At 51.1% G+C, this 16,157-nt stretch carries 28 protein-coding genes; all 28 read left to right on the plus strand.

Annotation, left to right across the window (positions count from 1 at the left end):
- Positions 1-17 precede the first annotated feature (17 nt).
- The 28 genes from rplD (at position 18) to MMC1_RS04475 (ending at position 16,153) form a co-directional block, all read left to right on the plus strand.
- Complete coding sequence (gene rplD / locus MMC1_RS04345; RefSeq protein ID WP_011712526.1) at positions 18-641, plus strand: 50S ribosomal protein L4; 624 nt, start codon at positions 18-20, stop codon at positions 639-641.
- Complete coding sequence (gene rplW, locus MMC1_RS04350; RefSeq protein ID WP_011712527.1) at positions 638-937, plus strand: 50S ribosomal protein L23; 300 nt, start codon at positions 638-640, stop codon at positions 935-937. Before rplD ends, rplW begins: the two co-directional genes overlap by 4 nt.
- Positions 938-960: 23 nt before the next feature.
- Positions 961-1,794, plus strand: coding sequence for a 50S ribosomal protein L2 (rplB, locus tag MMC1_RS04355; RefSeq protein ID WP_011712528.1), 834 nt, complete (start codon positions 961-963; stop codon positions 1,792-1,794).
- A 20-nt stretch (positions 1,795-1,814) separates the two neighbouring features.
- The gene (gene rpsS, locus MMC1_RS04360; protein WP_011712529.1) at positions 1,815-2,093 is read left to right on the plus strand and encodes a 30S ribosomal protein S19; all 279 of its coding nucleotides are present in this window, start codon (positions 1,815-1,817) and stop codon (positions 2,091-2,093) included.
- An 18-nt stretch (positions 2,094-2,111) separates the two neighbouring features.
- Positions 2,112-2,453: a 50S ribosomal protein L22 gene (gene rplV / locus MMC1_RS04365; protein ID WP_011712530.1), complete on the plus strand. Its 342-nt coding sequence runs from the start codon at positions 2,112-2,114 to the stop codon at positions 2,451-2,453.
- Positions 2,454-2,475: 22 nt separating this feature from the next.
- Positions 2,476-3,108 (plus strand): 30S ribosomal protein S3, encoded by a 633-nt coding sequence (gene rpsC / locus MMC1_RS04370; protein WP_011712531.1) that lies wholly within the window; start codon positions 2,476-2,478, stop codon positions 3,106-3,108.
- A gap of 18 nt (positions 3,109-3,126) precedes the next feature.
- Entirely contained in the window at positions 3,127-3,540 is a 414-nt protein-coding gene (rplP, locus tag MMC1_RS04375; protein ID WP_011712532.1) for a 50S ribosomal protein L16, read from the plus strand.
- Positions 3,541-3,542: 2 nt separating this feature from the next.
- Positions 3,543-3,746 carry a 50S ribosomal protein L29 gene (gene rpmC / locus MMC1_RS04380; protein WP_011712533.1) on the plus strand — a complete coding sequence of 68 codons (204 nt, stop codon included), beginning with the start codon at positions 3,543-3,545 and terminating at the stop codon, positions 3,744-3,746.
- The gene (rpsQ, locus tag MMC1_RS04385) at positions 3,746-3,997 is read left to right on the plus strand and encodes a 30S ribosomal protein S17 (RefSeq protein WP_011712534.1); all 252 of its coding nucleotides are present in this window, start codon (positions 3,746-3,748) and stop codon (positions 3,995-3,997) included. The genes rpmC and rpsQ overlap by 1 nt, the downstream gene beginning before the upstream one ends.
- Positions 3,998-4,009: 12 nt before the next feature.
- Positions 4,010-4,378: a 50S ribosomal protein L14 gene (rplN, locus tag MMC1_RS04390; RefSeq protein ID WP_011712535.1), complete on the plus strand. Its 369-nt coding sequence runs from the start codon at positions 4,010-4,012 to the stop codon at positions 4,376-4,378.
- Between the two features lie 15 nt (positions 4,379-4,393).
- Complete coding sequence (gene rplX / locus MMC1_RS04395) at positions 4,394-4,732, plus strand: 50S ribosomal protein L24 (RefSeq protein WP_011712536.1); 339 nt, start codon at positions 4,394-4,396, stop codon at positions 4,730-4,732.
- 19 nt (positions 4,733-4,751) lie between these two features.
- On the plus strand, positions 4,752-5,309 hold the full coding sequence (gene rplE / locus MMC1_RS04400) for a 50S ribosomal protein L5 (protein ID WP_011712537.1): 558 nt from the start codon (positions 4,752-4,754) through the stop codon (positions 5,307-5,309).
- Positions 5,302-5,487: a type Z 30S ribosomal protein S14 gene (locus MMC1_RS04405; RefSeq protein WP_011712538.1), complete on the plus strand. Its 186-nt coding sequence runs from the start codon at positions 5,302-5,304 to the stop codon at positions 5,485-5,487. Before rplE ends, MMC1_RS04405 begins: the two co-directional genes overlap by 8 nt.
- 27 nt (positions 5,488-5,514) lie before the next feature.
- Positions 5,515-5,913: a 30S ribosomal protein S8 gene (gene rpsH / locus MMC1_RS04410; RefSeq protein WP_011712539.1), complete on the plus strand. Its 399-nt coding sequence runs from the start codon at positions 5,515-5,517 to the stop codon at positions 5,911-5,913.
- A 16-nt stretch (positions 5,914-5,929) separates the two neighbouring features.
- Positions 5,930-6,463 carry a 50S ribosomal protein L6 gene (gene rplF / locus MMC1_RS04415; RefSeq protein WP_011712540.1) on the plus strand — a complete coding sequence of 178 codons (534 nt, stop codon included), beginning with the start codon at positions 5,930-5,932 and terminating at the stop codon, positions 6,461-6,463.
- A gap of 15 nt (positions 6,464-6,478) precedes the next feature.
- On the plus strand, positions 6,479-6,844 hold the full coding sequence (rplR, locus tag MMC1_RS04420; protein WP_011712541.1) for a 50S ribosomal protein L18: 366 nt from the start codon (positions 6,479-6,481) through the stop codon (positions 6,842-6,844).
- 13 nt (positions 6,845-6,857) lie between these two features.
- On the plus strand, positions 6,858-7,391 hold the full coding sequence (rpsE, locus tag MMC1_RS04425) for a 30S ribosomal protein S5 (RefSeq protein ID WP_011712542.1): 534 nt from the start codon (positions 6,858-6,860) through the stop codon (positions 7,389-7,391).
- 13 nt (positions 7,392-7,404) lie between these two features.
- On the plus strand, positions 7,405-7,584 hold the full coding sequence (gene rpmD / locus MMC1_RS04430) for a 50S ribosomal protein L30 (RefSeq protein ID WP_011712543.1): 180 nt from the start codon (positions 7,405-7,407) through the stop codon (positions 7,582-7,584).
- A 19-nt stretch (positions 7,585-7,603) separates the two neighbouring features.
- A complete protein-coding gene (rplO, locus tag MMC1_RS04435) occupies positions 7,604-8,077 on the plus strand; it encodes a 50S ribosomal protein L15 (protein WP_011712544.1) in 474 nt (157 codons plus the stop codon).
- A gap of 33 nt (positions 8,078-8,110) precedes the next feature.
- Positions 8,111-9,439, plus strand: coding sequence for a preprotein translocase subunit SecY (secY, locus tag MMC1_RS04440; protein WP_011712545.1), 1,329 nt, complete (start codon positions 8,111-8,113; stop codon positions 9,437-9,439).
- A 52-nt stretch (positions 9,440-9,491) separates the two neighbouring features.
- On the plus strand, positions 9,492-9,605 hold the full coding sequence (gene rpmJ / locus MMC1_RS20875) for a 50S ribosomal protein L36 (protein WP_011712546.1): 114 nt from the start codon (positions 9,492-9,494) through the stop codon (positions 9,603-9,605).
- Between the two features lie 161 nt (positions 9,606-9,766).
- Positions 9,767-10,135 carry a 30S ribosomal protein S13 gene (gene rpsM, locus MMC1_RS04445; protein ID WP_011712547.1) on the plus strand — a complete coding sequence of 123 codons (369 nt, stop codon included), beginning with the start codon at positions 9,767-9,769 and terminating at the stop codon, positions 10,133-10,135.
- Positions 10,136-10,149: 14 nt separating this feature from the next.
- Positions 10,150-10,545, plus strand: a complete 396-nt coding sequence (gene rpsK, locus MMC1_RS04450) for a 30S ribosomal protein S11 (RefSeq protein WP_011712548.1) — start codon at positions 10,150-10,152, stop codon at positions 10,543-10,545.
- Between the two features lie 32 nt (positions 10,546-10,577).
- Positions 10,578-11,204: a 30S ribosomal protein S4 gene (gene rpsD, locus MMC1_RS04455; RefSeq protein WP_011712549.1), complete on the plus strand. Its 627-nt coding sequence runs from the start codon at positions 10,578-10,580 to the stop codon at positions 11,202-11,204.
- 35 nt (positions 11,205-11,239) lie between these two features.
- Positions 11,240-12,262, plus strand: a complete 1,023-nt coding sequence (locus tag MMC1_RS04460) for a DNA-directed RNA polymerase subunit alpha (protein WP_011712550.1) — start codon at positions 11,240-11,242, stop codon at positions 12,260-12,262.
- Positions 12,263-12,273: 11 nt separating this feature from the next.
- Positions 12,274-12,654 carry a 50S ribosomal protein L17 gene (gene rplQ / locus MMC1_RS04465; protein WP_011712551.1) on the plus strand — a complete coding sequence of 127 codons (381 nt, stop codon included), beginning with the start codon at positions 12,274-12,276 and terminating at the stop codon, positions 12,652-12,654.
- A gap of 967 nt (positions 12,655-13,621) precedes the next feature.
- Positions 13,622-15,220, plus strand: a complete 1,599-nt coding sequence (locus tag MMC1_RS04470; RefSeq protein ID WP_011712137.1) for an IS66-like element ISMasp4 family transposase — start codon at positions 13,622-13,624, stop codon at positions 15,218-15,220.
- 144 nt (positions 15,221-15,364) lie between these two features.
- The gene (locus tag MMC1_RS04475) at positions 15,365-16,153 is read left to right on the plus strand and encodes an SAM hydrolase/SAM-dependent halogenase family protein (RefSeq protein ID WP_041640788.1); all 789 of its coding nucleotides are present in this window, start codon (positions 15,365-15,367) and stop codon (positions 16,151-16,153) included.
- The last annotated feature ends 4 nt before the right edge of the window (positions 16,154-16,157 follow it).

Consider the following 16,157-nt stretch of genomic DNA (forward strand, 5'->3'; position numbering starts at 1 on the left):
GATAGAAGGAAATCACCATGATCCAAGTACCCGTTAAAGACGCCAATAACCAGGAAGTTCGCAGTACGGAGTTAAATGAATCCGTTTTTGGTCGAGAGATCCGTGCGGACCTTCTGGGTATGGCCGTCAACTATCAATTGGCCAAACGCCGCTTAGGTACCGCTACGGTACTAGGCCGCAGCGATGTCCGTGGTGGTGGTAAGAAACCTTACCGTCAAAAAGGCACAGGCAACGCCCGTCAGGGTACCATTCGTGCGCCTCAGTTTCGCACCGGTGGTATTGTGTTTGGTCCCCAGCAGCGTGACTACAGTCACAAACTGAATAAAAAGGTTCGCAAGCTCGCTTTGCAGACCGCATTGTCCGTCAAGGCATCCAGCGAAGAGATGGTTGTGGTTGACAAGCTTGAGTTGGCAAGCATCAAGACCAAGGAGATGAAAGCGCTGTTAAGCACCTTGGGTGCTGCGCGTTCGACCTTTTTAGTGGTCAAAGAGCTTTCTAACGAGATCGTCTTGTCGGCACGCAACATTCCTAACGTGATGGTTGCGGATGTGGATGGTGTGAATGTCTACGATCTGCTGCGTTACGAAAAGCTGGTTATCACCGAGGAAGCGGTGCGTAGCCTCGAGGAGAAGCTGGCATGAACGATTTGAGAATGTACAACGTTCTGGTGCGCCCGCTGGTGACTGAAAAGTCCACCATGCAGTTGGAGAAGGGCAACCAAATCAGCTTTGCCGTCGCCACATGGGCCAATAAACCCCAGATTAAAAAAGCGATCGAGACCATCTATAGCGTCAAAGTAGAGGCGGTACAGGTGAGCAACGCCAAGGGTAAAACCAAGCGTTTTGGTAAGCTTGAAGGCAAGCGCAAGGATTGGAAGCGGGCCGTGGTTCGTCTCCAAGAGGGTCAATCCATCGACCTGTTCGATCAGGGCGCCTGATTGGCACGTTAAGGAGAGTCTCAATGGCACTGAAGAATTTTAAACCTACTTCCGACGGAAAACGCCATCAGGTAGCAATTAACTACAGTGAGCTGAGCAATGAGGGCCCTGAGCGCTCGTTGTTAGCCCCTCTGAAGCGTACCGGCGGTCGTAATAATAATGGACGCATGACTGTTCGCCATCAAGGTGGTGGTCATAAGCGTCGCTACCGTATCATCGACTTTAAGCGTAATAAGTTTGATGTGCCGGCTAAGGTTGCTCGTATTGAGTATGACCCTAACCGCACCGCCTTTATTGCGTTGCTGCACTATGCGGATGGCGAGAAGAGCTACATTCTTGCGCCGCAGCGTTTGCAAGTGGGCGATACTGTTGTATCGGCCAAAACCTTGGACAATGTGGATGTTAAGCCCGGTAACTGCATGCCTTTGCGGGTGATGCCTATCGGTACCATCATCCACAACGTCGAGCTTAAGCCCGGTAAGGGTGGGCAGGTCGCCCGTAGTGCCGGTAACTATATTCAGCTGATGGGTAAAGAGGGCAAATATGCCCAACTTAAAATGCCCTCTGGTGAAATGCGTTTGGTGTTGTTAGAGTGCATGGCCACGGTTGGTATGGTCTCTAACCCTGACAACTCGAACACCAAAATTGGTAAAGCAGGACGTACCCGCTGGATGGGCAAGCGTCCCTCTGTTCGCGGTGTTGTGATGAACCCTGTTGACCACCCCCATGGTGGTGGTGAAGGTCGTACCTCTGGTGGTCGTCATCCTGTGACGCCCTGGGGTGTCCCGACCAAGGGTAAGAAGACGCGGTCTAAGACCAAAGCTTCTGACCGTCTCATCATGCGTCGTCGTAAGTAATCCAAGAGAGGACGAAGATAATGGCTCGTTCAGTCAAAAAAGGTCCGTTTTTAGACGACTTTTTGGTCAAGAAAGTGGATGTGCTACGCGAGGGCTCCCGCAAGGAGTTGATCAAAACCTGGTCGCGTCGTTCCACTATTATCCACGAATTTGTAGGGTATACTTTTGGGGTTCACAATGGCCGCAAATTTATTCCAGTATTGGTGACCGAAAACATGGTTGGTCACAAGCTGGGCGAATTTGCACCCACCCGTACCTACTATGGTCACGGCGTGGACAAAAAAGCCAAGCGTCGCTAGGAACGGGAGAGAATCGTCATGCAAGAAGCACGTGCAACGACAAAGTACCAGCGCGTCTCTCCTTACAAAGTGCGTCTGGTGATCGACCAGATTCGCGGTATGCAAGTTGAGAGCGCTATGAATCTCCTGGCCTTCTCCAAGAAGCGCGTAGCAGGGGTGGTTCGTCAGACTTTAAAGTCTGCGGTTGCCAACGCTGAGGAGAACTTAGGCCTGGATGTGGATACCCTGGTGGTTTCCCAGGCATATGTAGATCAAGGTCCGTCCATGAAACGGTTTAAGCCCCGTGCTCGTGGTCGTGCCACTCGTATTCTGAAGCGGACTTCCCACATCACTGTGGCGGTCTGTCCTCAGGTAGATTAACCCAAGGAACGAGGAGGATACCATGGGACAGAAGGTTCATCCGACAGGGTTCCGTTTGGGAACCACCAAAACCTGGGACACGCGCTGGTTTGCAGACAGAAATTATGCAGATCTGTTGCTTGAGGATATCAAAATTCGAGCTTGGTTAAAAAAACGTCTGGCCCATGCCAGTGTTTCCAAGATCGTCATTGAGCGTCCTGCCCAGAAAGCGCGCATCAACATTCACACCGCGCGCCCCGGCATTATCATTGGTAAGAAGGGCGGCGATATCGAGAAGTTGAAAAACGATATCAAGGCAATCACCAGTTCGGAAGTGCAGATCAACATTGTTGAGATCCGTAAGCCTGAAGCGGATGCACAGTTGGTTGCCGAGAACGTAGCCCAACAGTTGGAGCGTCGGGTTGCTTTTCGCCGGAGCATGAAGCGGGCTGTTACCTCGGCCATGCGTTTGGGTGCAGAAGGTATTCGTATTAACTGCGCGGGTCGTCTTGGTGGGGCTGAGATTGCCCGTACCGAGTGGTACCGTGAAGGCCGTGTGCCCCTGCACACCCTGCGTGCAGATATCGACTACGGTTTTGCTGAGGCACATACCACCTACGGCATCATTGGCGTTAAGGTATGGGTCTACAAAGGCATGCTCATTGAAAAGAAATAAGGACAGGGGTATAATCCCATGCTTCAACCAAAGAAGACCAAGTTCCGGAAGGCGCACAAGGGGCGCGTTCACGGCCTAGCTTACCGCGGTAGTTCTTTAAGCTTCGGACAGTTTGGCCTAAAGGCGATGGCGACGGCGCGTATCACAGCACGCCAGATCGAAGCAGCCCGTCGCGCAATGACACGCCACATTAAACGTGGTGGTCGTGTTTGGATTCGTATTTTCCCTGACGTGCCGGTTTCGCAAAAGCCAGCAGAAGTTCGCCAGGGTAAAGGTAAGGGTAGCCCAGAGTTCTGGATTGCCCGCGTCAAGCCTGGTCGCATTCTCTATGAGATGGAGGGTGTGGACGAACAACTGGCTCGTGAGGCAATGCAGCGTGCTGCCGCCAAGCTGCCGGTTAAGACCAAGTTTATTGTTCGTGAAGGGGGTTGATCATGAGCGTAGCCTCCGAAATGAGGGAAATGTCCGTCGAGGCGTTGGATGATAAAATGAAGGCGCTCTATCAAGAGGCTTTCAACCTTCGCTTTCAGCACGCGACGGCCCAACTGGAGAATACGTCCCGTATCCGTCAGGTTCGCCGCGAAATCGCGCTTATCAAGACCGTGATCGGAGAGCGGAAGGCTAAAGAGGAAGTGTAATGGCCAAGCGTATTATGCAAGGTGTCGTGGTAAGCGACAAAATGGACAAAACTGTGGTCGTGTTGGTGGAGCGTAAGGTGCGTCACCCCCTATACGGCAAGATTGTGCGTCAGTCCAAAAAATATAAGGCGCATGATGAGGAAAACCAGTACCGCACCGGTGACATGGTTATGATCCAGGAGAGCCGTCCTTTAAGTAAGGACAAAAACTGGGTTGTAACTGAGCGCACCGCTGTTGCGGTCGAAGGCTAAGGGGGAGCGGACATGATTCAAGTCGAATCAAGACTGGAAGTGGCTGACAACTCCGGAGCCAAAAAAGTACAGTGCATCAAGGTGATTGGTGGCTCTAAGCGTCGTTACGCACGTGTCGGTGATGTGATCATCGTTGCGGTAAAGGCGGCGCTGCCCCGTGGTAAGGTCAAGAAGGGTGAGGTGGCCCGTGCTGTGGTGGTTCGCACCAAAAAAGAGATCAGCCGCCCTGATGGTAGTCTCATTCGTTTTGACAAGAATGCGGCTGTGTTAATCAACAAGGCAGGTGAGCCTGTGGGAACACGTATCTTCGGTCCCGTTACTCGCGAATTGCGGGCACGGAACTATATGAAGATCATCTCCCTGGCCCCAGAAGTACTGTAAGGGGAGGCGTGATCCATGGCAGAGCATAAGAGTGACTTCAGTACCGATCTGAAGAAAGGCGACACCGTTATTGTGGTCGCCGGTAAAGACAAGGGCAAGCAGGGGCAGATCCTGCAAGTTCTTGGCAAGAAATCTTCTGTGTTGGTTGAAAAGGTGAATATGATCAAGCGTCATACCAAGCCTGCTCAAAACCGTGAAGGTGGCATTGTTGAGAAAGAAGCCCCCATCCATATCAGTAACGTCATGATCGTCGATCCGGCCACGGGCAAAGCGACACGCATCAAGAAGAAAAATCTTGAGGATGGTCGTAAAGTGCGCGTAGCGGCGGGTTCTGGCGAAGTGCTGGACAAGTGAACGAGATAGGGACCTAAAAATGGCTGATCTGAAACAGGTTTACCATGACAAGGTGGTACCCGAACTCCAAGCGAAGTTCGGCTACTCCAACGTCATGCAGGTGCCACGCTTACAGAAGATCGTGGTGAACATGGGCGTCGGCGAGGCAATTGCTGATAAAAACTTTTTGAATAACGCTATTGGCAACCTAGAGGCGATTACGGGTCAGAAGGCTCAGACCACTTACGCCAAAAAGTCCATCGCTGGTTTTAAACTGCGTGAAGGACAAGCGGTTGGTTGCCGTGTTACGTTACGTCGTCGGCAGATGTGGGAATTCCTTGATCGTTTGATCAATGCAGCCCTGCCCCGGGTACGTGACTTCCGTGGTGTCAGTGAAAAGGCCTTTGATGGTCGCGGCAACTACACCATGGGCATCAAAGAACAGATTATCTTCCCCGAGATCGATTACGACAAAGTCGATAAGGTCCGTGGTATGGATATCTGCATTGTGACCAGTGCCAAGACCGATGATGAAGCCCGCCAGCTTCTCGCAGGCTTCAACATGCCGTTCAGGAAGAAGGAGGGGAACAATGGCTAAGACGTCCATGGTGAATAAGGCCAATAGCAAGCCTAAATTTGCTGTGCGTTCGTATAACCGTTGCCAACGTTGTGGTCGTCCCCGTGGCTACCTGCGCAAGTTTAAGATGTGCCGCCTTTGTGTGCGCCAGCTTGCATTGCGTGGTGAGATTCCGGGCGTCACCAAGGCTTCCTGGTAAGCGGCAAGAGGTTGTAAGGAGAACGTCATGAGCATGAATGATCCCATCAGCGATATGCTGACCCGCATTCGCAATGCGCAGATGGTAGGCAAGGACAGTGTCCGTATGCCCGCCAGCAAAATGAAAAAGCGTATTGCGGATATTTTAAAAGAAGAGGGGTACATTGAGTCGATTTCCGAGAGTGTGGATGAAGCCAATCACACCACTTTGGAATTGACTTTAAAGTACTACCAGAACAAACCGGTTATCGAAGAGATCAAACGTATCTCTACCCCCGGTCGCCGTACTTACGTGGGCAAAGCAGAGATTCCCTCGGTGTATCAGGGGTTGGGTATCGCCATCCTCTCTACCAGTAAGGGTGTCATTTCCAGTCGTCGTGCGCTTGAGTTGGGCGTCGGTGGCGAACTGCTCTGCACCGTCTACTAATCGTCGAGGTTGAGCCATGTCACGTATTGGAAAAAAACCGGTGGTGGTACCCGACGGTGTGGATCTGAAGATCAACGGCACCGTGGTGACCGCCAAAGGCAAATTGGGTGAACTCACCCGTCAATTTCACGAAGCGATCACTTTTGCCCAAGAGGGTAAAGAAGTAAACGTGGCTGTGAGTGGTACTGATAAAAAAAGCAGTTCGTTGTGGGGTCTATCCCGCACTCTGCTGGATAATATGGTCGTTGGTGTATCCCAAGGCTTTTCCAAGCAGCTTGAGATCCAAGGCGTGGGTTACCGTGCTGCGGTTAAAGGCCGAACACTGGAGTTGTCCCTGGGCTTCTCACATCCGGTAAACTATGAGCTCCCTAATGGGCTGGAAGCTACCGTGGAGAAGAACACCCTGATTACGGTTAAAGGCTATGATAAAGAGGTGTTGGGTCAGGCATGTGCCGAGATCCGCTCTTGGCGTCCGCCTGAGCCGTATAAGGGTAAAGGGGTCCGTTACGTGGGCGAGTTTGTTCTGCGTAAAGAAGGTAAGAAGAAATAATCGAGGTGTTTGGCGATGGCTAAGGATCGGAATCAAGCAAGAAAGGCCCGTAGCGCACGTGTGCGCTCGAGGATCAAGAAGGTACAGGGCGAACGTCCTCGTCTTTCGATCTTTCGTAGCGCTCGTCATATCTACGCTCAGATCATTGATGATAAACAGGGTCGTACCCTGGTTTCTGCCTCTACGGTAGAAAAAGATCTGCGTGAGGATATGAAAAACGGCGGTAATGCGGATGCGGCAGCCTTTATTGGTAAACGTATCGCTGAAAAAGCGAAAGAGCAGAACATCACCGAGGTGGTGTTCGACCGCGGTGGCTTCCTCTATCACGGCCGCACCAAGGCCCTGGCTGAAGCAGCCCGTGAAGCCGGGTTGAACTTCTAAGAGGGGATGAAGAATGAGTCAGCGTGAAAAGAAGAACCAAGAAGCTGTCTATGAGAGTGAGAGCGAGTTTATTGAAAAGCTCGTTGCGATCAAACGTACGGCTAAAGTGGTAAAGGGTGGTAGCCGCTTTAATTTCTCCGCCATTGTGGTGGTTGGAGATGGTAAAGGCTCTGTCGGCTACGGTTTGGGTAAAGCCAAAGAGGTGCCTGAGGCCATTCGTAAGGCAACCGACCAAGCGCAAAAACAGATGATCAAAGTGGAGATTAAAGATGGTCGTACCATCTTCCACGAGACCATCGGGCGGTTTGGTGCAGGCAACGTGGTGTTGCGTCCAGCTTCGGCTGGTACGGGTATTATCGCAGGTGGTTCCATGCGTCCCATCTTCGAAGCCATTGGCATTAGTGATGTGCTGGCCAAGTCCACCGGGACTTCAAACCCGCACAACTTGATTAAAGCCACCTTCGCTGCCTTGCAAAACATCAGCCCGCCCAAGCGGGTTGCTGCAAAGCGTGGGTTGGCTGCCAAAAATGTCCGCATCCGCGACTAAGGGAGAGGATAAAATGGCTGACATGATCAAAGTAAAGTTGGTACGGTCTTTTGTTGGGCGTCCTGATAAGCAGCGTCGGATTTGCGCTTCTTTGGGTTTGCACAAGATGAACCGTGTGAAGGAACTTCCCGACAACGCCGCCATCCGTGGTCAGATCAATAAGGTCTGTCACTTGGTAAGCGTGGTCGATTAAAGGGTGCGGGTAAAGAACCATGAAATTGAACGAAATCCCCGCCGTACCTGGCAACCAACAGAGCAGAAACCGTGTGGGTCGCGGCCCAGGTAGCGGTAACGGCAAGACTGCGGGTCGTGGTCACAAGGGTCAAAAGGCCCGCAGTGGTGGTTTCCACAAGAGCGGCTTTGAGGGCGGTCAGATGCCTTTGCAGCGTCGCTTGCCTAAACGCGGTTTTAAAAACTTTACTCGGAAAGAGTACACCATTGTACAGGTGGAAGATCTGGAGAAGTTTTTTGATGCCGGTAGCGAAGTGAATGCCGAGGCCCTGAACGATTTGGGTCTGTTGGGTAAAAAGCAGAAAAGCGGCATCAAATTGCTAGCCAATGGCGATATCACCAAGGCGATCACAGTTTATGTGGACAAAGCCTCTGCGGCGGCTGTCGCTAAGATGGAAGCTGCGGGTGGTAAGGTTGTGCTGGCGGTAGTGGCGGACCCTGAAGGGGACGCTTAAGTCAGACGTAGGTTACAAGGGAAGAGATTCCATATGGCTGCGACTCCCAACGAAGCCCCTTTGGCTGGTCTGGGTAATCTGGGCAAAATCCCTGAGTTGCGTAAAAGGATTTTGTTTACGCTGGGTATGCTCATTGTGTATCGCATTGGTGCGCATGTACCCACGCCGGGTATTGATCCCCAGGCCTTGGCAACCTTCTTTGAGCAACAGCAGGGTTCTCTGCTTGGTATGTTTAACATGTTCTCCGGGGGCGCACTGTCACGATTGACGGTGTTTGCCCTGGGGATCATGCCTTACATCTCGGCTTCGATTATCATTCAGTTGATGACAGCCGTGTTTCCCAAGCTAGAGGCGATTAAAAAAGAGGGTGAAGCGGGACGTCGTAAGATAACCCAATACACCCGTTACGGTACCATTGTGCTGGCTTTGTTCCAGGGTTTTGGTATCGCGTATGGTTTAGAATCCATGAAGGCTGGTGGGTTAAATGTTGTTATTGAACCGGGTATGGAATTCCGGCTCATGACGGTATTGACACTGACCGCAGGTACAGCCTTTCTTATGTGGGTGGGTGAACAGATTACGGATCGAGGTATTGGCAACGGGATCTCCCTGATCATCTTCTCGGGGATCGTCGCCAACCTACCGGTAGCCTTGTTCAATACTTTGCAGTTGGCTCGAACGGGTGATCTGGCACCGCTGTTGGTGTTGTTTTTGATTGCTATGGCCATTGTGGTAACCGCTTTCATTATCTTTATGGAGCGGGCACAAAGACGGATTACCATACAGTACGCCAAACGTCAGGTTAGTGGGCGGCGGATGGTGGGTGGTGAAAGTTCGCACCTTCCTTTGAAGGTGAATACGGCGGGGGTTATTCCGCCCATTTTTGCCAGCTCCATTATTCTGTTTCCGGTGACCATCGCGAATTTCATGCCTTGGGAAGGTTTCAAGGAGTTTGCCGCGATGTTTTCACCTGGGCAGCTTGGCTATATGGTGTTTTATTCGGCAGCGATTCTGTTTTTCTGTTTTTTCTATACAGCGATTGTTTTCAATCCTGAAGAGACAGCAGATAACCTGCGCAAGTATGGCGGTTTTATCCCTGGAATACGCCCTGGTAAGCGTACTTCGGATTATCTGGATAAAATTTTAAGTCGCTTAACGTTGGTCGGTGCGATCTATGTTACGGCGGTTTGTCTCTTGCCTGAGATATTGATTGCCCAGTATAACGTTCCGTTTTACTTTGGCGGCACCTCCATGCTGATCGTTGTGGGTGTAACCATGGATACCACGGCTCAGATACAATCCTTTTTAATCAGCCGCCAGTATGAGGGGTTGATGAAGAAGGCGAAGATCAAAGGGCGTTAAGGGGCCGTTACCAGGGTTCCTTCCCTCATGCGATGAAGTTGGAGTAGAGGAAATGAAAGTACGTGCATCGGTAAAGTCAATTTGTAAGGACTGCAAGGTAATTCGCCGCAATGGTAGCGTGCGTGTGATTTGCAAAAACCCTCGTCACAAGCAACGTCAAGGCTAATTTTGAGCTGCATGTGTGCGGAATACCCAAGGGTGGTGCGCTGATTATGACAGCGCGGTGCCACACCTGAAAAATTTGATTGAAAAGATGGAATGATTTGTGTATAGTCTCCGTCTTTTCGTCGAGTAATTCGAGATTCGAACTGGCCGGAGGAGTGTCAAGTGGCCCGTATTGCTGGTGTTAACATACCTGTTAACAAGCGCGTTGAAATCGCGCTCACTTACATCTACGGCATCTGTCGCGACAGTGCCAAGCGAATCACCAAAGAGGCGGGCATTGAGCCCCAGGTTCGCGTGTCTGATCTGACTGATGCTGAAGTTGCGCAACTGCGTGACATCATCGACAACAACCATACGGTTGAAGGTGATCTGCGCCGTCAGATCGCCATGAATGTCAAGCGTCTGATGGACCTAGGTTGCTACCGTGGTCTGCGCCACCGTCGGGGCTTGCCCTGTCGCGGTCAGCGCACTCATACGAATGCACGCACCCGTAAGGGTCCACGTAAGCCCATTGCGGGCAAGAAGAAATAAGCTGAGGTAGAGTCATGGCCAAGGCCCAAAAAGGTGCCCGTACTAAGAAAAAAGAGCGTAAGAATATTGCGAGCGGTATTGCTCACATTCATTCTACGTTCAACAACACGTTGATCACTATTACCGACACCCATGGTAACTCGATTTCCTGGGGCAGTGCTGGTGCACAAGGGTTTAAGGGCTCGCGTAAGTCCACTCCCTTTGCCGCACAGATGGCTGCTGAGAATGCCGGTAAAAAAGCCATGGATCATGGGATGCGTAACCTGGAAGTGCGTCTGAAGGGTCCCGGCAGCGGCCGTGAATCGGCTCTGCGCGCCCTGGCCGCAATTGGTTTTAACATTTCCCATGTACAGGATGTGACACCCATCCCGCATAACGGTTGCCGCCCTCCCAAGCGGCGTCGTGTGTGATTTGTCACTCACTGTAAGGAGCGTCTGAAAAAATGGCTCGTTATCTTGGTTCTAAATGTCGCTTATGTCGTCGTGAAGCCACAAAACTCTTTCTTAAGGGTGAAAAATGCTATAGCGATAAATGTGCGATGGAACGTCGTAACTATGTACCCGGTCAACATGGCCAACGCCGCCGTAAGGTTTCCGACTACGGCGTACACCTTCGCGAAAAGCAAAAGGTTAAGCGTAGCTATGGTCTATTAGAAGCCCAATTCCGCACGCTGTACAAAAAAGCGGAGCGCATGAAGGGTGTGACCGGCGAAAATCTGCTTCAGCTATTGGAGCGTCGCCTAGACAATGTTGTCTATCGTCTTGGTCTGGCGGCATCCCGCACCGAAGCCCGTCAAATCATCAGTCATAAAACACTGTTGGTTAATGGCAAAATGGTTAACGTACCTTCTTACCTGTGTAAACCAGGTGATGTGGTTGCGGTGCGTGAGAAATCACGTGGGCAACTGCGTATTAAAGGTGCCTTAGCCAGTGCTATGCAACGGGGCCTACCCAGTTGGGTCGAGGTGGATGCTGAAAAGTTGGTTGGTACCTTCCGTAGCATTCCGGAGCGCTCCGATCTGCCGGCCGAGTTCAATGAAAACCTGATTGTTGAGTTGTACTCTAAATAAACCCTGATATGGTCTAAACCAAGACAGGTGAGCGCATGTACAGGAATTGGACTGAGCTGATCAAGCCTCACACCATTGAACTGGGTGGGGATGAAACTGAAATTCAGCGTAAGGCAACATTGGTTGCTGAACCGCTCGAACGGGGTTTCGGTACGACTTTGGGTAACGCATTGCGTAGAGTGCTGCTCTCTTCTTTGCAAGGTGCAGCGGTAAGTACTGTTCGCATTGAGGGTGTACTACATGAATTTTCTAGTGTACCCGGTGTTATCGAAGATGTAACCGATATCATTCTGAACATTAAAGGGTTGGCACTCCGTATGGAGTCCACAGGTATTAAAAATATCTATCTTCGGGTAGATAAAGAAGGACCTGTGACGGCCGGCATGATTGAGTGTGAGACAGGGATTGAGATTCTTAATCCTGATCACCACATTGCAACCCTGAATAAAAGTGGCACCTTGGATATCACCATGACCGTTACCACTGGTAAAGGTTATGTACGTGCACAGCTTAATCGTGAAGATGAAAGCTACGCCATTGGTGATATTCCCATTGATGCAAGCTATAACCCAGTCAAGAAAGTGGCTTACCGGGTGGAAAACGCTCGTGTGGGTCAGCAGACGGACTATGACAAGCTGATTATGGATATTGAAACCAACGGTGTGGTAACCCCTGAGGATGCCCTGGCGTTGGCGGCTAAAATTCTACAAGATCAGTTAAACCCCTTCATCAATTTTGATGATGTGCCGACGGCACATGATCATGAAATGGAGGATCGGCCCCAGTGGAATCCTAACCTTTTCCGCAAGGTGGATGAGCTGGAACTTTCGGTACGTAGTGCCAACTGCCTTAAAAACGATGATATCGTTTATATTGGTGATTTGGTGCAAAAAAGCGAATCCGAGATGCTCAAGACGCCAAACTTTGGTCGTAAGTCTCTGAATGAGATCAAAGAAGTCTTGGATGAAATGGGGCTGTCGCTGGGTATGACGTTGGATACCTGGCCTCCTGAGAACATCGACGATCTGTCTAAGCAGTTCGAAGAAGAGAACTTTTAAGGTAGCACGCCATGAGACATAAAAAACGTGGTCGTAGGCTGAGCCGTGATACTTCTCATCGCCAAGCGATGATTAAGAACATGTTGGTCAGTCTGTTTAAACACGAGCGCATCGAAACCACCGTACCCCGCGCCAAGGAACTGCGTCCCGTGGCTGAGAAGGTGATCACCCTTGGCAAGCGTGGCGATCTGCACGCGCGCCGTCAGGCTCTGAGCATACTGAATGGGGATAAAGAGGTGGTGCATAAACTGTTCACCGATTTAGCGGAGCGTAATAAGGATCGTCAGGGTGGCTACACCCGTATCCTCAAAACACGTTTCCGCTACGGAGATTGTGCCCCTATGAGCTTTATTGAGCTTGTTGAACGTGATGCGACGTCAGCCGCTGAATAAATCTTAGGGTTGTAAGTAAGAAAGGCCAGAATGCTCTGCATTTTGGCCTTTTTTTTTGGTGTGCCCGGCAGGGCACACGAATTTGGAGGTGCAACGCCTCTACCGGCCTGACAGGGGGAACGGTTAGCCGAACGGCAAGGGTGTTTACCGTGAGGTAAAATCTGAAGGAAACCGAAGGCAAAGCGCTGATCCGACGAACAGGAATCGCATACGAGGCGGTCATGCTGGATGAGGAGGCGACTATCTCTAAAGTCCGAAACCTGTACGGAGAGCATGGACGTATATGCGGCGGATATAAGCGTGAAGGTGCGTGTGCATTACCCGGGGAGATCTGTAGACCAGCCATGTGCTACCGGCATCGAGAGGTGATGGGATGGGTGTGCAGAAGTCAGCCGAGGGCATAGTAGGGGTATCGACCTTCTTGAAGCCCTACGCAGGTTGAAGTAGGCAAGGCGTATCTGTCTTGAGGTAGCCGATAAGTTACTTACGGTTGGTGTATGGTGGTTTATTAAAAAACTGTGTAAAAGGGTATTTAAGACGCTTACAATATCAAGCGAGCTCTTGTTGCTAAGTTTCCTTTAAACTTAATGAATTCTTCAGGGGTTATGCATTCACTGGTTGTAACCGTTCAGAGACCCCTCGTTCAGTGAGGATGTTCACCGTTTGAGAAGGAGTCAACTGCCGGGAATAGCGCCAATTTTGTTTGACCATGGCAAAGAATATCCTTGACACGATTTTCGTCGAAAATGTGAAATTTCAGAAGGAGAGTGCGATCCGATCTGTTTTTGCCTATCAAAGCCTTGAGGAGAGTTCTGGCGGGTTTTCAGCTGTGGCGCCCACCCCCGGGTACGAGCGAATTTTTGCGCTGGATCCAATGGGGCGCAGAAGCGCAAAAATCTCTTCCTGGAAACCCGTGTTATCATGTGTGCGAGGATTCATTCACCGGCGATGATGTGGTGCGCGAACCATGAAGCTTTCAGATCACGACCTGCTCCAGATTGATGAGGAATATCTCTCCTCACTATCGTCTGCAGAGTTACTGGCCGTCAGCCGGAAAATGTTGGAGGATCTCAAGGAATCTCGTGAGCGTTTGAACCGAACACCCGACAACAGTTCCCAGCCGCCCAGCAGTCGTCCGGCGTACCTTGGGATTCCAGTTGAGCAAGACGAAACGCTTTCGGATGAGGATGAAGAGGACGTTTCGCCGGTGGAGAAGAAGGGAACCGATGATGCGGATGGAGATGATTCACCAGGGCCATCCGGCAGTTCTACTCCCTCTGCTCCAGGAAATGGTAAGTCGGATTCCTCAGGCAAGAAGCCGAAAGGCAGGGCTGGGAAGCCAGTTGGGGCCAAGGGATTCGGCAGAACGCAGATAATTCCGATTCGGAGTACCGTGGTTCATCGAGCGGAAACGTGTGCTGCCTGCGATGCTGCCCTTCCCTTGGATGCTCGATTTACAGCTCGAATCGGCTATGTGACCATCGATCTGATAAGGGGTGCCCCGGATCAGCCTGGATTGAGGCTAGAGGGGACCAAGCACCTTTTTGGGGAAGTTGCCTGTAGATGCGGCCATATTTCATGTACCGGTCCCGGCACAGGGGATAGACTTGAGATTGCAGGACGCAAAACCGCAACCAGTTTGAGTGAATGGCGTATTGTCGGCCCCATGTTGGCTGCTTTCATTGTTGCGCTCGCAAAACGGATGCGGTTGTCTCGCTCCAAGGTTCAGGAGTTTTTGATCGATTGGTTCGGCCTGGAGTTGAGTGTCGGGACCATCGACAATTGCATACGTGAGGTCGGACTGGCTGCCGCCCCTGTTCAGGATGAACTGATTGCCGAACTTCGTGCATCCGCTCTGGCTCATGTAGACGAAACGCCTTGGAAGCAAAAAGGTCAAGCTTTGTGGCTCTGGGTTTTCGCGACGGCAAATACGGTCTTGTTTTGCGTGGGACGCCGGACTCGACAAATGGTCCTTGATATCCTGACCGAGGAATATGCAGGCTGGCTAATGAGCGATGGACTCATGAACTACCGGATTTTCTCCAGGCGGCTGCGCTGCTGGGCGCACTTGATCCGAAAAGCCAAGGGGTTGTCGACAAGCCTGGATAAAGAGAGCAAACGATTCGGCTCCAGGGTATTGGAGGTCCTGGAATACATGGTCGAAGAGGTCAAAGATGGATCGGATCCGCCAGCTGCCGAGTCGATTTTGGAAGAATTCCAGGGATACTGCGAATTGTACAGAGATTATCCCCCGTCCGAGAAAGTTCGCAGCCTTGCCGTTGAGCTTCTCAATGACTGGGATGTTATCTGGCAACCTGTGAGAGTTCCAGGGCTGCCGCTGACCAACAACGATGCGGAGCGGGCTCTGCGCCACTGGGTCATTGCGCGTCTGATCAGCCACGGAACTCGTACGGCAGAAGGGAGTCGGGTATTGGGTGTGCTGGCTAGCGTCATCGAAACTTGCCGATTGCGGAACGTGTCTCCCTGGGACTATCTTGCTGAGGTGATTGCTGAACGGAGAAAGGGAAACCTCGTACCGCCGTTACCGGCTCCAGTAGCCGCTTGATATCGGGGTCTCTGAACGGTTACCACTGGTTTGTCTCAGGCTGGTGGCCTGGGGAGTGGCTTTATTATATGAGGTTGTCCGTGCTAGCAAAGAGTACGTTAGCGGGTGTGTGGATAGCTGTGTTTTAACGGGTTGAAAAGTGATATGGAACGTGTGGTTCTCATAACAGATTTTGGGGTAAATGATCTCTATGTCGGCCAATTAAAAGGGGTTCTCTGTGGCGCTTCCATGGAGATACAGATCATAGATTTTTTTCATGATATTCCTCCCTTTAACATAGAGAGTGCTGCTTGGCTCATTTCACGATGCCAACACTATTTTCCACCAAAGAGTCATTGGATCTGTGTGGTAGACCCTGGCGTGGGTACGCCAAGAGAAGCGCTTTTGGTCAAATTGGGGGAGCGGGTTTTTATTGGGCCTGATAATGGAATATTGGGGTGGGCATTAAGTCAGGAGGATGCTCAGGTTCACCGTATTGGCACCCATTGGAAACCGGCTTCAGCAACCTTTCATGGGCGCGATCTGTTTGCCCCAGTGCTTGTGGATTGGTTGAATTATCGAGACCTAAACCGTATTGGACCCGCGATTCAAGTGGCACAGTGCCAGCCTATGCCGGCCTTATTGATAAAAAAACCGCATGGCGCACAGGTTAAGATCACCCACATTGATCGTTTTGGAAATGTCGTAACTGCTTTAAAATATATTGATATTTGTTGGGCATCCGCTGCGCTCGTAGTCAATGGGATTTCGATCACAAAATGGGTAAAAACCTTCGCAGATCTTAGGGTTGGTGAGGTTGGAATGTTGGTTGGAGGGTTTGGAACGGTTGAAATTGTGGCAAATAAAGCCCATGCAGCCAGCATGCTTTCATGTAAATGTGGCGATTGGGTGGATTTTTTAGAAAAAAGCGTTGACGCTAAAAATGGCGACTGATATA

The sequence above is a fragment of the Magnetococcus marinus MC-1 genome (assembly GCF_000014865.1).
Taxonomy (GTDB): domain Bacteria; phylum Pseudomonadota; class Magnetococcia; order Magnetococcales; family Magnetococcaceae; genus Magnetococcus; species Magnetococcus marinus.

Coding starts and splice junctions, on each gene's coding strand:
- secY (WP_011712545.1), top strand. CDS start 8,111: ATGGCTGCGACTCCCAACGAAGCCCCTTTGGCTGGTCTGGGTAATCTG.
- rpmJ (WP_011712546.1), top strand. CDS start 9,492: ATGAAAGTACGTGCATCGGTAAAGTCAATTTGTAAGGACTGCAAGGTA.
- rpsS (WP_011712529.1), top strand. CDS start 1,815: ATGGCTCGTTCAGTCAAAAAAGGTCCGTTTTTAGACGACTTTTTGGTC.
- rpsE (WP_011712542.1), top strand. CDS start 6,858: ATGAGTCAGCGTGAAAAGAAGAACCAAGAAGCTGTCTATGAGAGTGAG.
- rpsC (WP_011712531.1), top strand. CDS start 2,476: ATGGGACAGAAGGTTCATCCGACAGGGTTCCGTTTGGGAACCACCAAA.
- rplE (WP_011712537.1), top strand. CDS start 4,752: ATGGCTGATCTGAAACAGGTTTACCATGACAAGGTGGTACCCGAACTC.
- rplQ (WP_011712551.1), top strand. CDS start 12,274: ATGAGACATAAAAAACGTGGTCGTAGGCTGAGCCGTGATACTTCTCAT.
- rplO (WP_011712544.1), top strand. CDS start 7,604: ATGAAATTGAACGAAATCCCCGCCGTACCTGGCAACCAACAGAGCAGA.
- rpsD (WP_011712549.1), top strand. CDS start 10,578: ATGGCTCGTTATCTTGGTTCTAAATGTCGCTTATGTCGTCGTGAAGCC.
- rplF (WP_011712540.1), top strand. CDS start 5,930: ATGTCACGTATTGGAAAAAAACCGGTGGTGGTACCCGACGGTGTGGAT.
- rplP (WP_011712532.1), top strand. CDS start 3,127: ATGCTTCAACCAAAGAAGACCAAGTTCCGGAAGGCGCACAAGGGGCGC.
- rpsH (WP_011712539.1), top strand. CDS start 5,515: ATGAGCATGAATGATCCCATCAGCGATATGCTGACCCGCATTCGCAAT.
- rpsQ (WP_011712534.1), top strand. CDS start 3,746: ATGGCCAAGCGTATTATGCAAGGTGTCGTGGTAAGCGACAAAATGGAC.
- rplW (WP_011712527.1), top strand. CDS start 638: ATGAACGATTTGAGAATGTACAACGTTCTGGTGCGCCCGCTGGTGACT.
- rplB (WP_011712528.1), top strand. CDS start 961: ATGGCACTGAAGAATTTTAAACCTACTTCCGACGGAAAACGCCATCAG.
- MMC1_RS04475 (WP_041640788.1), top strand. CDS start 15,365: ATGGAACGTGTGGTTCTCATAACAGATTTTGGGGTAAATGATCTCTAT.
- rplN (WP_011712535.1), top strand. CDS start 4,010: ATGATTCAAGTCGAATCAAGACTGGAAGTGGCTGACAACTCCGGAGCC.
- rpsK (WP_011712548.1), top strand. CDS start 10,150: ATGGCCAAGGCCCAAAAAGGTGCCCGTACTAAGAAAAAAGAGCGTAAG.
- rpmC (WP_011712533.1), top strand. CDS start 3,543: ATGAGCGTAGCCTCCGAAATGAGGGAAATGTCCGTCGAGGCGTTGGAT.
- MMC1_RS04460 (WP_011712550.1), top strand. CDS start 11,240: ATGTACAGGAATTGGACTGAGCTGATCAAGCCTCACACCATTGAACTG.
- rplX (WP_011712536.1), top strand. CDS start 4,394: ATGGCAGAGCATAAGAGTGACTTCAGTACCGATCTGAAGAAAGGCGAC.
- rplR (WP_011712541.1), top strand. CDS start 6,479: ATGGCTAAGGATCGGAATCAAGCAAGAAAGGCCCGTAGCGCACGTGTG.
- MMC1_RS04405 (WP_011712538.1), top strand. CDS start 5,302: ATGGCTAAGACGTCCATGGTGAATAAGGCCAATAGCAAGCCTAAATTT.
- rplV (WP_011712530.1), top strand. CDS start 2,112: ATGCAAGAAGCACGTGCAACGACAAAGTACCAGCGCGTCTCTCCTTAC.
- rpmD (WP_011712543.1), top strand. CDS start 7,405: ATGGCTGACATGATCAAAGTAAAGTTGGTACGGTCTTTTGTTGGGCGT.
- MMC1_RS04470 (WP_011712137.1), top strand. CDS start 13,622: ATGAAGCTTTCAGATCACGACCTGCTCCAGATTGATGAGGAATATCTC.
- rplD (WP_011712526.1), top strand. CDS start 18: ATGATCCAAGTACCCGTTAAAGACGCCAATAACCAGGAAGTTCGCAGT.